Raw genomic sequence first — 14,306 nt, 5'->3', positions numbered from 1 at the left:
GGCAAGAGCCCGGTTCAAGGCCGTGGTCAAACTCATTCTCAGCTCATCTCGCCCAAGTTACGTTTACGCAAGCGTAAGCATATCAAGGCGTTATCTAGATGCGTTCTAGCGCTAACACCTCAAAAGGTCAAAATATCCTATAGGCCTAATTGTCGCGAAACCACTTTTGAATCGGTTGAAAGTGACACGCGATCCTCTCGGCTGCAGAAAAGTGATCGGCGCAACCCGAAAGCTTCCCTAAACGTCAATCCCGCGACCCGGATGCGGAACGCCAAAAACCGACCATCCGGTTCGATGCGCGAAGAGTTCCATTGCCTCCGTGCCCAGCTTCGAATTGCCATAGCGGTTGAGCCCCGGCGACCAGACCGCAATCGCTGCCCGGCCCGGCGAAATCACCAGGATGCCGCCACCAACGCCGCTTTTTCCCGGCATGCCGACGCGAAAGGCGAAATCTCCCGAGCCGTCATAATGGCCGCAGGTCATCATCAGGGCGTTGATGCGGCGGCGCCGTTCGATCGAGACCAGGCCTGGCATCGCCGGGGCATCGACCAGAAACCGACCGGCAAGTGCCAGCTGGCGGCAGGTCATTTCCACGGCGCATTGGTGACAATAGGTGCCGAGCACCTTGTCGACGGAGGCCCTCATGTTGCCATGAGAGGCCAGATAGTGAGCCAGCGAGAAATTGCGGTGTCCGGTCGCGATCTCCGACTTGGCCACTTTCTCGTTCATGTGAATGCTGTCGTCATCGGCCGCTGCCCGGACAAAGCGCAGCAACTCGCCGAGTGCTTCGCGCGGGCTGGACCCGGACAGATAGGTGTCGGTGGTGACAAGGGCGCCGGCATTGATGAACGGATTGCGCGGGATCCCGTTCTCCCGTTCCAGAAGCAGGATCGAATCAAAGGAGAGACCGGAGGGTTCACGGCCGACCCTTTGCCAGATTTCATCGCCCACCCGGCCCAGCGCCAGAGCCAGTGCGAAGACCTTGGAAACGGACTGGATCGAAAAGGGCACATCCGCATCGCCTGCGGAAAAGACACGGCCATCGGCCATCGCAATTGCGATGCCGAACTGGTCCGGATCGATGCCGGCGAGTTCGGGAATGTAACTCGCAACCTTGCCCTTGTCCGGATTGGCCGACGCGGCTTCGGCGATCTCGCTCAACAGATCCTGCATGCACTCCTCCATGACGGAGGGGCACTTGGTCAGATCGCGGCCACAGATGCAAGGCCTGTCGCGTGCCGATCAGGGCATTCTTTGTTCGGGCATGCCAACCGTGCGCTGCCGCTCTGCCGCCAGCATCTTGAACAGGTGCAACATGAAGATCGTCGCAAAGATCGGTGTGACCAGGTTGAGGATCGGCACGGCCAGCAGGCAGGCGATGATCAGGCCAGCCATGAACACGGTGCCGCCGCGCGCCTTGCGGAAGGCTTTGGCCTCGGCCGGCGGCATGAACCGCATGGCGGCAAACTCAAAGAATTCACGGCCGAGCAGATAGCCGTTGACCATGAAAAACGCGACCAGGTTGATCCCCGGAATCAGGAGAAGGAACAGGGCGAACAGGTTGCCGAGAATGACCACGCCGGTGAACTTGATGGTCTGGCCGATGGACTGTGCAAAGGGCAGCGCGGTGCCCGGGCGGTCGCCCGGATAATCCTTCTGATCGACAATATCGGCAATCTCGTCCTGGAACAGGCCTGCAAACAGCGCTGAAATCGGCGCGATCAGAAAACCGAGCGCAAAGACGGCGCCAATCCCGGTCAGGATCGAGATCGACCATTCAATCCAACCGACCCAGCTGGCACCGTCGCCATATTCGGTCGCCGCAACACCGAGAAAATGTGTCACCAGCCACTGCAGCCCAATCCAGATCACCACCAGGATGGCGAGCGTGAAACCGAGCATCTTCCAGAAAATAGCCCGAAAGGGCTGTTCGAAAACTTCGGACATGGCTCGGGATGCGGCTTGAAACATGACACCTTCAATATCTGGAGTACGACCGCCTCGACATAAGGGGGCTGACAGGAGAGCGCAAGGGCACCACGCAAACCAGGCGCGTTCCACGCCAGGATCTAAACTTGGTGTTGTGGCGAACAGAAACTGAAACTAGCCTTTACCCAGACGATACCGATCTTGTTGGATCGACCCCCTTGCGGAGGCCCAATGCTGCATCTTCATTTCAATCCGGAAACGGATATCTCCAAGGTTCTGGCGCCCGAAGCGCTCAAGATGTTCCAGTATGAATGGGGCATCTATCACAAGCTGGTCCGCTCCAATGAGATGCAGCACCGGGAAATCGGCACCCTCATCCGGACCGAGATCGATCTCCGGTTCGACCGCCCCTTCAGCTTCCTTGACCTTGCCTGCGGGGACTCCAGTCTCGCCCACAAGATTCTCGCCGGAACGAAGATCAACCGCTATGAGGGGCTCGACCTGTCGCGCCCTGCCCTGGAATGCGCCGCCGAGGTCATGAAGGACGCCCCCTATGAGGTCACGCTTGGCGAGGAAGACATGGTCTCGGGCGTCAAGGAGCGGCCGGAAGGTGCCGATGTCATCTGGTGCGGGTTTTCGATCCATCACCTTCAAAAGGAACAGAAACAGGAGATGCTTGGCGCGGTGCGCTCAGCGCTCAAGCCAGGTGGAATTTTCGTGACTGCCGAGCCTGTCTGCCGGTCCGGGGAAAGCCGCGACCACTACGTCAAGCGCTGGCATGACGAATTGCGCCAGCGCTTCCAGTCCCTGTCACAGGATGAATTCGACCATATCTGGCAGCATATCAGCACCCATGATTTTGCCGAGCCGCCCGAAGACTGGGTCGAGATGGGCGTGAAGGCCGGTTTCTCGTCCAGCAGACTGATTTATGCCTTCCCCGGAGATTTCTTCTGCGGCGCGTTTTTGTTTGAAATCTAAACTGTGGGGAGGCTCGGCTTTCCAGGGACCAGCCGACAAGGGAGAGCCCAGCGCTCACCGGGACACTAAGGGTTTACAACCTTCGAACTCCCAATCGAATACCAGGCGCAGATTGGGAAGGCTGGCCTCGTACGTTCCCTTGTCGCACTTTCGAACCCGGTCGCGTATCCAGGCATCGACTCGCCCCATATCCAGGTGGTCGAAGCGTTTGACCGCTGTATTTGCTGGCGCGGCAGGAACGCTTTTCTTGCGTTTCATATTGCAAAGACAGCACAAGCTGAAATCATCAGCTCCAGGACGGTCGATCTCGCCGATGCCGATTGTGACTTGAAATTCGAGTTCAGCGAGGCCCCCTGTCGGGATCAGGCGGAGATCCTGATAGACCTCGTCCCCCAGCTCGACCAGCACATATTTGATCTCGAGCGATGGCCCGGCCAAAGACCCTAAACCCTCGTCCGTGCCTTCAGCGCCTGGGCCAGCGTGCCCTCGTCGAGATAGTCCAGTTCGCCGCCGACCGGAACACCGTGGGCGAGCTTGGTGACGCTGACGTCCAGATGCGACAGCTGATCCATGATGTAATGGGCCGTTGTCTGGCCCTCGACCGTTGCGCTGATCGCCAGGATGACCTCCGAAAGGTCCTCAGAGCCACAGCGATCGATCAAGCTGGCCAGATTGAGATCTTCCGGGCCGATGCCGTCGAGCGGAGACAGGGTACCGCCGAGGACGTGATAGCGCGCATTGACGGCGCCCGCGCGCTCAAGCGCCCAGAGATCGGCAACGTCTTCCACGACGACCAGAACGGAAGGATCGCGTTTCGGATCGGAGCAGATGGTGCAGGGATCGGAGGTGTCGACCGTGCCGCAGGTCGAACAGATTCCGATGTCGCGGACGGCAACGCCCATGGCCTCTGCAAGCGGCACCAGCAGCTGGTCCTTTTTCTTGATCAGGTGCAGCGCGGCCCGACGGGCAGAGCGCGGCCCAAGCCCCGGCAACTTGGCCAGAAGCTGTATCAGCCGCTCGATTTCCGGTCCTGCAACGGATTTCTGCCCCATCTAACCGCGCCCCGATCAACTGCCTAGAACGGCAGCTTCATGTCGGCCGGCAGGCCGAGGCCGCCCATCATTTCCTGGGTCTTTTCCGCAATGGCCTGTTCCGCCTTGGCGCGGGCTTCGGTGTGTGCGGCAATGATCAGGTCTTCCAGGATTTCCTTTTCCTCTTCCTTCAGCAGCGACGGGTCGATGGAGAGGTTTTTCAGGTCACCCTTGCCATTCAGCGTCACGCGCACGAGACCCGCACCGGCCGTGCCTTCCACTTCGATCTCGACCATCTGTTCCTGCAGCGAGCCCATCTGCTCCTGCATCTGCTTGGCCTGCTTCATCATCTTCAGGAAATCCATGGGATCTCTCCTTCGTTTTCTCCCGGCGGCCCCGCCAGCCGAGTGTCACACAATCTTCTGTCCTGCATGTAGAAGAACACCCGGTGAATTACCAGCCCATAAGCCGGATCCAGCGCATCATTTGGTGCTCAGATAGAAGACCCTGATCGCGAAATAGAGGCCGACGAAGAACAGCCCGCAAACGATGGAAATGACGGTCAGAAGTTTCGTGTACTCGTCAATCGCCATCAGCGAGACCGCATACATGGCCAGACAGGCAACAATGGTGGTTGCGAAAAACAGGATGATATTCGTCTTGATCTTCTTGTCTTTCATCGCCCTCGACACATCCCGGCTCACTCGTCATCGTCGTCGCCAAGCGCTTCGCTCAGCAGCGGGTCGCTGACCATCGGGTCCGCCATGGCCGCCTCGGCTTCTTCTGTTACCTGAACGGTGACATCGACCACTTTCGCGCCTGGAAAGGCGGCCAGCAGGGCCGCCACGGTCGGATGCGACCTGGCATCGGACAGGAGCTGTTGCTGATTGGCTTCCTGTTCTTCGTGAATGGTCGGCCGGCCCTGGTTGCGCGAGACCACGACGAACCAGCGTTGGCCGGTCCATTCGGTCAGTTTGCGACCGAACTCTCCGGCGATATCGGCAGGCGCATCATCCGTCGGCTGGATCTCGATCTTGCCTGGCTCGAACTTTACAAGCCGCATCTGTCGCTGGATAGCCACCTTCATCGGGATGTCGCGCTTTTCGGAGGCCAATGCAGCGCAGTCGTGCAAGTTGTTCAGGTTATAGGCCGGAGCTGCCGGTGTTTCCGGCTGCGCTGCGGGTTGCGAAACTGTTTGGGCAACGGACTGGGTCGACGGCAGACCGCCCTGGATCGCAGACAGTTGCGGGCGTGTCGAGGCCTGCATTGTGGGACCGTTGCCGGGATGCCCCATGCCGACGGCCATGGCCTGGCCGCCCCCACCTGACGGTGCTGCCCCCCACCGCTGGAGGGCGACGCCCCGCCCAACGGGTTCTGTCCGCTTCTGATCTGCGCCATCAGCTCACCTGGGTCCGGAAGGTCCGCGGCATAGGCGAGCCTTACGAGAACCATGTCCGCAGCAGCCAGCGGTTTCGAAGCGGCCTGCACTTCCTGGACGCCTTTCAGAAGGATTTGCCAGGCGCGGGACAGCAACCGGACGGACAATTGCTCGGCAAATTCACGGCCGCGCGCCCGTTCTGCCTCCGTTACCGAACTCTCGTCGGCCGATTTCGGAGCGACTTTCATGCGCGTGACGAGGTGGGTGAAGTCTGCCAGGTCCGTCAACACGATGGCCGGGTCTGCCCCGACCTCGTATTGCGCCTGCAACTCGCCCAGTGCGTCTTCGATACGGCCGGCCATGAGGTGACCGAAGAGGTCAATCACGCGCGCCCGATCCGCAAGACCGAGCATCTGGCGCAGATCTTCCGCTTCGATCGCACCTGTGCCGTGGGCCATCGCCTGGTCGAGCAGGGACAGCGAATCGCGTGCCGAGCCTTCACCGGCGCGGGCAATCAGCATCAGGGCTTCATCCGAAATCCGGATGCCCTCGGCATCAGAAATCCGGCGCAGCAGGCCGATCAGCTTGGATTGTTCGATCCGGCGCAGGTCAAAGCGCTGGCAGCGCGACAGGACCGTGATCGGCACTTTCCGGATCTCGGTCGTTGCGAAGATGAATTTCACATGCTCCGGCGGTTCCTCGAGCGTTTTCAGCAACCCGTTGAAGGCCGCATTGGAGAGCATGTGCACTTCGTCGATGATGTAGACCTTGTAGCGCGCTGTTGCCGGACGGTAGCGGGCCGCATCGATGATCTCGCGAATGTCGTTGATGCCGGTGTGCGAGGCGGCGTCCATCTCGATGACATCGACATGGCGGCCTTCCATGATCGCCTTGCAGTGGGTGCCTTCGCGGGTCAGCTTCACCGTCGGCTTGTCCGCTTCGCCCGGAACTTCGTAATTCAGGCCGCGGGCGAGAATACGGGCGGTGGTGGTCTTGCCGACCCCGCGCACCCCGGTCAGCATCCATGCCTGGGCAATGCGGCCGGTATCGAAGGCGTTTTCCAGGGTCTGGACCATCGGCTCTTGGCCAACCAGGTCCTCAAAGGTCTTGGGCCGGTACTTGCGCGCGAGAACGCGATAGGCACCATCACTTGCCGCAGAAGGGTCCGCGCCGCCGCTCGTCAGTCCGGGCGCGCCAGATGCGCCCTCTTCGGGAAAACCAGTCTCATCCATGAGCCGCACCATAGCGATTTTTTCAGCAAGTGGGACGGGCTAGCGGAAGTTTTTCTGTGTGGAAGATGTGGACGGCTTCGGACCGGGCCCAAAAACAAAAAGCACCGCGGAAATCCAGCGGTGCTTCCATCAAAGCAGATTGCTTTTGGGTGGGAGGCTGGCACGGCGACCCGTGCCGAGGCTCGTTAGGGCTGCTTCCTTCCGGACCTGACCCGGTTGGCGAGTGGCTCGTCCACCACCAACCTCCCGAGCGCCTTATATCAGATCCCCCCCGGGGCTTGGCAAGGGGGCTCGGAGCTTTTTTGTTTGCCGGTAAATTTCACCCCTCAGGGCCGCAAGGTTGCCAGTTTGAGCCCGAAACCCATGAAGACGAGGCCGGTCACACCCTTCAGCCAGCGCTGAAACGACGGGCTCCGTGCCGCCCGGCTGACCCGCGCCAGCAAAACAATCATGGCGCCGAACCAGACCGCGTTGATCACGGAGTGCAGGGCCACCAGGGCAAAGGCGGCCGAGACCGCTCCCTCGCCTGCCGGAATGAATTGCGGAAAGGCGGCGAGATAGAACATGGAGACCTTAGGGTTGAGGGCATTGGTCAGGAACCCTTCGCCAAAGGCCTTTGCAAGCGTCCGTTTGCGCCTCGCCGGGGCTACTTCAGGCGTCAGTGCACCGCCTTTCATTGCTTCACGAAGCGCTTTCAGGCCGATCCAGAAGAGATAGGCGGCACCAAGCATCTTGACCACGAAGAAGGCCTCCGCCGAATGCACCAGGATCACGGATATGCCGAGGACCGACAATGCGCCATGCAGAAAGAAGGCGGTCACGAAGCCACCGATATTGGACACGGCCGCCAGTCGGCCGGATGTTGGCACGGTCTTGGCGATCAGGACGCCATTCGGTCCCGGCGACATGACAAGCAGGCTGGCGACGAGCAGAAAGCTCAGAACCGTTTCAAGAGACATGGCAGGGTTTCCGCGGCAGGAGAAAAGGATGGCAGGCAGATGTGAATACGGGTTCACAGTGGCCCAACTCTAGACATATGCTTGGCAAAAGCAAACCGCCTTTGACACAGGCGCGTCCCTCCAGCAGCGGGATATGCCCCATGACGTTTTTCAATCTCAATCCCCGCCTGGAAGGCGACAGCTATCCTGTCGCCGACCTGAAACTTTGCGCCGTCCGGCTGATGAAGGACGCCAATTACCCCTGGCTTCTCCTGATCCCGCGCAAGCCCGATCTGGTGGAGATCATCGACCTGGAGGAAGAAGACCAGCTGCAGCTGATGCGCGAAATAGCCCAGGCCAGCCAGGCGATCAGGCAAGTCACGGATTGTGAGAAACTGAATGTCGCCGCCCTCGGCAACCAGGTCTCGCAGCTGCATGTGCATGTCATTGCACGGTTTCGCGAAGACCAGGCCTGGCCCGGCCCCGTGTGGGGTGTGGTGCCCGGTGAGGCCTATGACCCGGAGAAAGCCGAAACGCTCATCGAGCAATTGCGCGACGTCCTGCTGGAGGGGGCGGCCTGACTTGAGAACCGGTTGACTTATTTTGCATCGAGAGTTGATCGGCCCCCTGCCTGAAGACGCTTTCGCGGTCGCCCCCCTTCCACTAGTCTCCAACCCCACTGCTTGCACACCAGATTGAAAATCAAGGATGTTTCCCATGCGCGCCACCACCGCCGGCCTCCAGGCGATGGAGATGAGTTTTCTCGGCAACACGCTCGACCGGCAATCGACCAGGCGCGGCGACACGGCTTATCTTGAGGAGTTGCTGGCAAAGCCGGACACGGAGATCGTCCTGTCGACGGCCCGAACGCTGGTGTTCCAAGATCGCGAGCCCTTGCAACCCGGTCATGATCTCACCTCTGCCAAGGCACTCGGCGCCGACCCGAAGGAACTCGTGTTTCTCGGATTGCGGGCGGAAAGCGGCCGGGCGGTGTTCGCGACAACACTCCCGCAAGACGACGAGGACCTGGCCGACCAAGGTGGTCTCAAACTGATCGATCTGCGCACTTTGGCGCTGCAAAAGGCGTTCAATCCGGAAGATCTCGGCGCCCTGGCGCAGGCGCGTGCCCTGATCCACTGGCACCGGACCCATCGGCACTGTTCCCGGTGCGGGGAAAAGACCGTCATGGCGGAGGCCGGCTACCGGCGTGACTGCCCCGCCTGCGAAAGCCCGCATTTTCCGCGCACCGACCCCTGCGTCATCATGCTGATCACCGATAAGTCCGGAGACCGGGCCCTGCTCGGCCGGCCGGCCCGGCTGCCGGAGGGCATTTACACCACCCTTGCCGGTTTCATGGAGCCTGGTGAAACCATCGAACAGGCCGTCCGGCGGGAGACGCTGGAGGAATCCGGGATCAGGGTCGGCAACGTCCGGCTGATCTCCAATCAACCCTGGCCGTTTCCCGCCAACCTGATGCTCGGCTGCATCGGAGAGGCGACGTCGTTCGAGATTGAAATCGAAGATGACGAACTGGAAGCCTGCAAATGGTGCGACCGGGAGGAAGTTCGTCAGATGGTCGCGGGAACCCACCCGGAAGGCCACCTCATCCCTCCGTCGATTTCCATTGCGTTTGAACTCATCACTGGCTGGCTGGAGCAGAAACTCTGATGACCTGGTGCATCTACCTGACCCATCCCGAAGTTGTCGTTGATCCGGACGTCCCGGTGCCGGACTGGGGACTGTCGGATCTTGGCCGTGAACGCGCCGTAAAGGCGACGGAACTTCCCTTCGCCGACGAGATCAGGCAGGTCATTTCCAGCGCCGAGAAAAAGGCCACTGAAACGGCCCAGGTGTTTTCCGGCCGCAAGAACGTCTTTCAGCGGGTGCTGCCCTTCCTTCATGAAAACGATCGCAGTGCGACCGGGTTCCTGCCACCGGAAGAGTTTGAAAAAACCGCGGATGCCTTTTTTGCAGATCCCCATCGGTCCGTTCGGGGCTGGGAACGGGCCATCGACGCCCAGAACCGGGTTGTCACCGGGATCAGCAGCGCGCTGCGTCATATCCCGGACGAGCAGCCGGTTCTTTTCACCGGCCACGGTGCGGTCGGCACGCTGTTGATGTGTCACCTGATGGCGGTGCCGATCTCAAGAGAGCACGACCAGACCCGCGGTGGCTGCTGGTACCGTTTCGACAAGGCGTGGCTAACGACACAAGCGGGCCGGAATTTGAGTTGGATAGAACTCTGAAGCCGGTCGGCCCGCGCAACACTTCATGATAGGTTATCGCCAACGCGGCTCTCGTGAGTTGGTGCCTGGCGGTCTTCCGGAAACGGAATGGGCCACGCCACAGTTCGGCCTCCCCCTGAGGAGAAGCTTCGGGCCGTCTCGAAGGATCTGCGGCAGATACCGAAGCAACCGGCCCAACCTTCGAGACAACGCGTCGCGCCTTCACAGGATGAAGGCGTGTTTGAACCAGTGCTTGACCCGGGAGCGAGCCGTGATCCGAATTTTGCTGAACCTTGTGCTTGCAACAATCGCTGTCGCCGCGTTTGCGCCCTCGGCACAGGCCGGAAAATACGATACCCAGTTCCGGCAGTTTCTGGCCTCGCAGATCGCACCGGCCGCCCGCAAGGCCGGCGTTTCGCAGGCCGTGATCGACCGGGAACTGAGCGGTCTCACACCAGATACGTCGCTGCCCGGACTGGTCGGCCCCGGCGGCAAGGGAGCGCCGCCCAAAATCAATTTCCAGGCGGAGTTCCGCTCACCGGCGCGATATTTCCGCGCCGGCCAGTTCAATGCTCTGGTTCCCCGCGGCCGCAGCCTGATGCAGAAGCATGCGGCCACCCTGCAACGGATCGAGGCGCGTTATGGCGTTCCCAAGCGGATCATTCTGGCGATCTGGGCTCGGGAATCAGGATATGGCGGTGCCAAGATCCCGCACGATGCCCTGCGGGTCGTCGCCACCCAGGCCTTCATGGGCCAGCGCGCCGACTTTTTCAAAGGCGAAGTCGTTGCAGCCCTGCAAATCCTGCAAAATGGCGACATCAGCCGCAAGGCAATGAAAAGCTCCTGGGGCGGCGCGATGGGACAACCGCAATTCCTGCCCTCCTCCTATCTGAAATACGCGGTCGATTTCGACGGCGACGGCCGGCGCAATATCTGGACCTCGGAGGTCGACACCATGGCCTCGATTGCGCATTACCTCGCCGAGCACGGCTGGCAGAAGGGGCGCGACTGGGGTTATGAGGTGGTACTGCCGGAGACCGTCTCATGCACACGGGAAGGGCCGGACAACCGGCAGAAGATTTCCGAATTCGTGCGCGAAGGCGTGAAACGCGTGAGCGGCCGGCCGTTCCCCGACCACGAGATCAACCGGCCCGGCAATATCCTGTTGCCAGCGGGCCGGTATGGTCCGGCCTTCATTGCCACGGAAAATTTCTACGTCATCAAGGAATACAACGAAAGCGATGCCTATGCGCTCTTTGTCGGTCATCTGGCGGACCGCTATGGCAACAACAAGGCATTTGCCGGCGCCTGGAAACCCATGAAGGAAACCACCCGCGGCGCCGTCAGAAATCTGCAGTTGCGCCTGGAAGGCCTCGGACACGATGTTGGCGGTGCGGATGGCCTGATCGGCTTCAAGACCCGACGCTCCATCGGCAAGGACCAGGAGAAAAACGGCTTTTTCGCTACCTGTTGGGTCGGCTGAAACCGTTTCCTCCCCCTGAAACCTGAACGGAATTCATGAGCTAGAACAGACGAAACCGCGGGCGCTGAAGCGCCTCCGGAGGGAGATTCGTGCCTGCCACATTATTTTCACTTTCATTTTTTATTGTTTTACGATAATTAATCGCTGCTTTCTTAGATGGAGATTCAAATGTTTGGACCTGCCCTCCGCCGGACCCGGCCGTTTCTGCGCGTAAATTCCCTCTGGCTTGTCCTTGTTCTGACCCTGCCCGCGGCCCCTGCGGTGTTCGCGTCCGACCTCGACAGTTTCAACCCTGCCACCACGGACCCGTCAAAATTCCGCATTGCGGTTCGTCACTCCGAACGGCTGGCAGTGCCCCAAGGCGGGGCACGTGTGAAGATCCTGATGACCGACAGGCAGACCGGCCAGGTGCTCCGCGAAAAGGAGGTGCTCCTGAAAAAAGCAGTGCAGCCCAACCGGCTGGAAAGCGTGCTGTCAGAGCGCCGCACAGACGAACAGGTTTCTGTCTATCGCATTCCGGAGCAGGAAGTTGCCGAGCTGCGGGCTTTGCAGGCCAAGTATCTCTCCTTGCCGCAAACCCGGAAGGACAACATGGCCGGGTCGCTCACCATCGACGTTGCCGGATGCAAGCTCGACCCGGAGGACAATGGCCGGATGCTGATCTCGACCTATCTGAAAACCTCCGAGTTTCAGGATTATGTGCCCCTGGAAATGGACTTTGACCTGCGCAATGTTCCAGACACCGGCAAGACCGGCCGCCGGGACCCGGTCCAGCCCTGCCAGGCGATGAACTGACCCGGTCAGGATCGATGAGAACAGTCTTTGCCTGGCGCAGCGGCAGCAGCGCTGCAAGATTGCTGGCCGCTGCGGTTCTTGCCTGGTGTGTTGCGGCCTGCAGTCATGTGCCGTTGACCACCATGGTGAAACTCAGCCGGTTTGATCTCCTGAAAACCGCTCCGGATGGTCTTCGGATTGCCGTCAAGTATCCCGACAGCATCCGGATCCCTGACGGCGGCGCGCAAATGCGGCTGACCGTTACGGAGAAGTCCAACGGCGAGGTGCAACTGAAGGAAGAGTTCGCCTTCACCCGCGTGGACACGGCCGCCGAGAAAGCCGAACTGGCCGGCGCGTTGCAATCGGGCTGGCGCGTCGAGGTCTATCGGCTGCCTGCAGGCAGGATCGGCGCATTCAAGGCGTTTCAATCGCACCTGACGGACATGAGCAAGGGAGACCGCGAGAAAGTCGACGGCAGCATGGAACTCAGTGTCGACGCCTGTCTTCTCTCGGCGACCAGGCCGGACAGGATCCTTGTCAGCACCTTTCTCAAGGCGTCGGAACTTGGAGGCTTTGTGCCGCTGCTCAAGGATGCCGACTTGCGGGAACTGATGGCCGCTGAAGACCTGGACGGTGACGCCGCACCGTTGGGTCCTTGCCCTGAAGCCGAAAAAGGCGGTTTTTGAACCCGTCCAGGGTCAAGACCCTAGACGTTCACGACACCTTCCGGCGCCGCCTCCAGCCGGAAGGCGGCGGCCATCAGCGCTTTGGTGTAATCGGTCTGCGGAGCGTCAAAAATCTGCTCCGCAGGCCCCTGCTCCACCACCTTGCCCTGACGCATGACAACGACCTCGTTGGCAAGGGCCCGAACGACCTTCAGGTCGTGCGAGATGAACAGATAGGCCAGTCCGTGCGCCTTCTGCAGGTCGCGCAGGAGATCGACCACCTGGGCCTGGACGCTCATGTCCAGTGCCGAGGTCGGTTCGTCCAGCATGACGAATTTCGGCTCCAGTACCATGGCCCTGGCAATGGATATCCGCTGTCGCTGACCGCCGGAAAACTCGTGCGGGTAACGATGACGGGTCGAGGCATCGAGCCCGACTTCCTCCAGAGCCTTGGCGACCTTGCGGTCGCGCTCTTCGGAGGAGATACCGGGGAAATGCACCTGCAGGCCTTCGCCGACGATATCAGACACGGACATGCGCGGGCTGAGTGCGCCGAAGGGGTCCTGGAAGACAATCTGCATGTCCCGCCGGAGCGGCCGCATCTCCTTCCAGGAATTCCCCTGGATCTCCTTGCCGTCAAAGGCGATCCGTCCCGTTGAGGAGATCATGCGCAGGATCGCCAGGCCGAGCGTCGTCTTGCCCGATCCGCTTTCGCCAACGATGCCGAGAGTTTGCCCCTCCCGCACTTCAACGTCGATGCCGTCGACCGCCTTGATGTGGTCGACGGTGCGACGCAGGAGGCCGCGCTTGACCGGGAACCAGACCTTCAGATCGTCCGCCTGCACAACGATCGGCTTTTCCTTGTCGGTTGCCGGCGGCGTGCCCTTCGGCTCTGCGGCCAGAAGATGTTTGGTATAGGCATGCTGCGGCCGCTCGAAAATCTCCGCCACGGGGCCCTGCTCGACGATCTTGCCGTCGGTCATGACACAGACCCGGTCGGCGAATTTGCGCACAATGCCGAGATCGTGGGTGATGAACAGCATGGCCATGCCCTGCTGTTTCTGCAGCACCTTCAACAGTTCCAGGATCTGGGCCTGCACGGTCACGTCCAGGGCGGTGGTCGGCTCGTCGGCAATCAACAGGTCAGGCTGGTTGGCCAGCGCCATGGCAATCATCACCCGCTGCCGCTGCCCTCCGGAGAGCTGGTGCGGATAGGACTTCAGCCGTTTTTCCGGATCGCGAATGCCAACCTGGTTGAGCAGTTCCAGAACGCGCTCCCGCGCCTGGCTCTCACCCATGCCGCGGTGGATCGTCAGGATTTCGGAGATCTGCTTTTCCACCACATGGAGCGGGTTCAGCGAGGTCATCGGTTCCTGGAAAATCATCGACACGTCGTTGCCGCGCACCTTGCGCATCTCGTTGTCGCTGACGGTGAGCAGGTCCTTGCCGTTCATCAGGATCCGGCCGGACGGATGCGAGGCAGCCGGATAGGGCAGCAATTTGAGAACCGACAGCGCGGATACCGACTTGCCGGAACCACTTTCACCGACAAGGGCAACGGTTTCGCCCTTGTTGATCTCGAAGGAGATCCGGTCGACGGCCAGGTTCTTCTTGTCACCCTGGGCAAAGGCCACGGACAGGTCCTGGACGGAAAGGAGAGGGTCTTTTGTCAT

15 protein-coding genes, 1 other RNA gene and 1 pseudogene are annotated in these 14,306 nt (G+C 60.7%); 7 read left to right on the top strand and 10 right to left on the bottom strand.

Annotation, left to right across the window (positions count from 1 at the left end):
* Positions 1–237 precede the first annotated feature (237 nt).
* The gene (locus CHH27_RS21780) at positions 238–1,173 is read right to left on the bottom strand and encodes a glutaminase (protein WP_094074931.1); all 936 of its coding nucleotides are present in this window, start codon (positions 1,171–1,173) and stop codon (positions 238–240) included.
* Positions 1,174–1,242: 69 nt separating this feature from the next.
* Positions 1,243–1,971, bottom strand: a complete 729-nt coding sequence (locus tag CHH27_RS21775; protein WP_094073453.1) for a sulfate transporter family protein — start codon at positions 1,969–1,971, stop codon at positions 1,243–1,245.
* Between the two features lie 189 nt (positions 1,972–2,160).
* Between CHH27_RS21775 and CHH27_RS21770 the strand changes: the two genes are divergently transcribed.
* Entirely contained in the window at positions 2,161–2,907 is a 747-nt protein-coding gene (locus CHH27_RS21770; protein WP_094073452.1) for a class I SAM-dependent methyltransferase, read from the top strand.
* A 54-nt stretch (positions 2,908–2,961) separates the two neighbouring features.
* On the opposite strand, the gene CHH27_RS21765 is transcribed toward CHH27_RS21770, so the two are convergent.
* From CHH27_RS21765 to CHH27_RS21735, 7 genes and pseudogenes are all read right to left on the bottom strand, one after another.
* Positions 2,962–3,345: an Imm8 family immunity protein gene (locus tag CHH27_RS21765; protein ID WP_094073451.1), complete on the bottom strand. Its 384-nt coding sequence runs from the start codon at positions 3,343–3,345 to the stop codon at positions 2,962–2,964.
* Positions 3,346–3,350: 5 nt separating this feature from the next.
* Complete coding sequence (gene recR, locus CHH27_RS21760; RefSeq protein WP_094073450.1) at positions 3,351–3,959, bottom strand: recombination mediator RecR; 609 nt, start codon at positions 3,957–3,959, stop codon at positions 3,351–3,353.
* 23 nt (positions 3,960–3,982) lie between these two features.
* Positions 3,983–4,303 (bottom strand): YbaB/EbfC family nucleoid-associated protein, encoded by a 321-nt coding sequence (locus CHH27_RS21755; RefSeq protein ID WP_094073449.1) that lies wholly within the window; start codon positions 4,301–4,303, stop codon positions 3,983–3,985.
* A 117-nt stretch (positions 4,304–4,420) separates the two neighbouring features.
* On the bottom strand, positions 4,421–4,618 hold the full coding sequence (locus tag CHH27_RS21750; protein WP_157739036.1) for a hypothetical protein: 198 nt from the start codon (positions 4,616–4,618) through the stop codon (positions 4,421–4,423).
* A 20-nt stretch (positions 4,619–4,638) separates the two neighbouring features.
* Positions 4,639–6,548 (bottom strand): annotated as a pseudogene (locus CHH27_RS21745) (DNA polymerase III subunit gamma/tau).
* A 149-nt stretch (positions 6,549–6,697) separates the two neighbouring features.
* Positions 6,698–6,795: signal recognition particle sRNA small type (ffs, locus tag CHH27_RS21740), an RNA gene on the bottom strand.
* Between the two features lie 79 nt (positions 6,796–6,874).
* The gene (locus tag CHH27_RS21735) at positions 6,875–7,507 is read right to left on the bottom strand and encodes a LysE family translocator (protein WP_094073447.1); all 633 of its coding nucleotides are present in this window, start codon (positions 7,505–7,507) and stop codon (positions 6,875–6,877) included.
* Between the two features lie 140 nt (positions 7,508–7,647).
* Here CHH27_RS21735 and CHH27_RS21730 point away from each other — a divergent pair, with 140 nt between their 5' ends.
* The 6 genes from CHH27_RS21730 to CHH27_RS21705 all read left to right on the top strand — a co-directional run bounded on the left by CHH27_RS21730 (position 7,648) and on the right by CHH27_RS21705 (position 12,654).
* Positions 7,648–8,067, top strand: coding sequence for an HIT family protein (locus tag CHH27_RS21730; RefSeq protein WP_094073446.1), 420 nt, complete (start codon positions 7,648–7,650; stop codon positions 8,065–8,067).
* A 136-nt stretch (positions 8,068–8,203) separates the two neighbouring features.
* Positions 8,204–9,154 carry an NAD(+) diphosphatase gene (nudC, locus tag CHH27_RS21725; RefSeq protein WP_208988322.1) on the top strand — a complete coding sequence of 317 codons (951 nt, stop codon included), beginning with the start codon at positions 8,204–8,206 and terminating at the stop codon, positions 9,152–9,154.
* Positions 9,154–9,732, top strand: coding sequence for a histidine phosphatase family protein (locus tag CHH27_RS21720; RefSeq protein ID WP_094073445.1), 579 nt, complete (start codon positions 9,154–9,156; stop codon positions 9,730–9,732). Before nudC ends, CHH27_RS21720 begins: the two co-directional genes overlap by 1 nt.
* A 208-nt stretch (positions 9,733–9,940) precedes the next feature.
* Positions 9,941–11,194, top strand: coding sequence for a lytic murein transglycosylase (locus tag CHH27_RS21715; protein WP_094073444.1), 1,254 nt, complete (start codon positions 9,941–9,943; stop codon positions 11,192–11,194).
* Positions 11,195–11,362: 168 nt separating this feature from the next.
* Positions 11,363–11,989 carry a hypothetical protein gene (locus tag CHH27_RS21710; protein ID WP_157739035.1) on the top strand — a complete coding sequence of 209 codons (627 nt, stop codon included), beginning with the start codon at positions 11,363–11,365 and terminating at the stop codon, positions 11,987–11,989.
* A gap of 14 nt (positions 11,990–12,003) precedes the next feature.
* Positions 12,004–12,654 carry a hypothetical protein gene (locus CHH27_RS21705; RefSeq protein WP_094073442.1) on the top strand — a complete coding sequence of 217 codons (651 nt, stop codon included), beginning with the start codon at positions 12,004–12,006 and terminating at the stop codon, positions 12,652–12,654.
* A 20-nt stretch (positions 12,655–12,674) separates the two neighbouring features.
* On the opposite strand, the gene CHH27_RS21700 is transcribed toward CHH27_RS21705, so the two are convergent.
* On the bottom strand, positions 12,675–14,306 hold the full coding sequence (locus CHH27_RS21700; protein WP_094074929.1) for an ABC transporter ATP-binding protein: 1,632 nt from the start codon (positions 14,304–14,306) through the stop codon (positions 12,675–12,677).

The sequence above is a fragment of the Labrenzia sp. VG12 genome, assembly GCF_002237595.1.
In the GTDB taxonomy this organism is placed as follows: Bacteria; Pseudomonadota; Alphaproteobacteria; order Rhizobiales; family Stappiaceae; genus Roseibium.
This window is presented reverse-complemented; position numbering and strand designations above follow the sequence as displayed.

Bases quoted from the DNA above. Each gene is read 5' to 3' on its own strand.
- recR (WP_094073450.1), bottom strand. From the start codon at position 3,959: ATGGGGCAGAAATCCGTTGCAGGACCGGAAATCGAGCGGCTGATACAG.
- nudC (WP_208988322.1), top strand. From the start codon at position 8,204: ATGCGCGCCACCACCGCCGGCCTCCAGGCGATGGAGATGAGTTTTCTC.
- CHH27_RS21770 (WP_094073452.1), top strand. From the start codon at position 2,161: ATGCTGCATCTTCATTTCAATCCGGAAACGGATATCTCCAAGGTTCTG.
- CHH27_RS21700 (WP_094074929.1), bottom strand. From the start codon at position 14,306: ATGACAAAAGACCCTCTCCTTTCCGTCCAGGACCTGTCCGTGGCCTTT.
- CHH27_RS21780 (WP_094074931.1), bottom strand. From the start codon at position 1,173: ATGCAGGATCTGTTGAGCGAGATCGCCGAAGCCGCGTCGGCCAATCCG.
- CHH27_RS21720 (WP_094073445.1), top strand. From the start codon at position 9,154: ATGACCTGGTGCATCTACCTGACCCATCCCGAAGTTGTCGTTGATCCG.
- CHH27_RS21735 (WP_094073447.1), bottom strand. From the start codon at position 7,507: ATGTCTCTTGAAACGGTTCTGAGCTTTCTGCTCGTCGCCAGCCTGCTT.
- CHH27_RS21775 (WP_094073453.1), bottom strand. From the start codon at position 1,971: ATGTTTCAAGCCGCATCCCGAGCCATGTCCGAAGTTTTCGAACAGCCC.
- CHH27_RS21705 (WP_094073442.1), top strand. From the start codon at position 12,004: ATGAGAACAGTCTTTGCCTGGCGCAGCGGCAGCAGCGCTGCAAGATTG.
- CHH27_RS21750 (WP_157739036.1), bottom strand. From the start codon at position 4,618: ATGAAAGACAAGAAGATCAAGACGAATATCATCCTGTTTTTCGCAACC.
- CHH27_RS21755 (WP_094073449.1), bottom strand. From the start codon at position 4,303: ATGGATTTCCTGAAGATGATGAAGCAGGCCAAGCAGATGCAGGAGCAG.
- CHH27_RS21730 (WP_094073446.1), top strand. From the start codon at position 7,648: ATGACGTTTTTCAATCTCAATCCCCGCCTGGAAGGCGACAGCTATCCT.
- CHH27_RS21710 (WP_157739035.1), top strand. From the start codon at position 11,363: ATGTTTGGACCTGCCCTCCGCCGGACCCGGCCGTTTCTGCGCGTAAAT.
- CHH27_RS21715 (WP_094073444.1), top strand. From the start codon at position 9,941: ATGAAGGCGTGTTTGAACCAGTGCTTGACCCGGGAGCGAGCCGTGATC.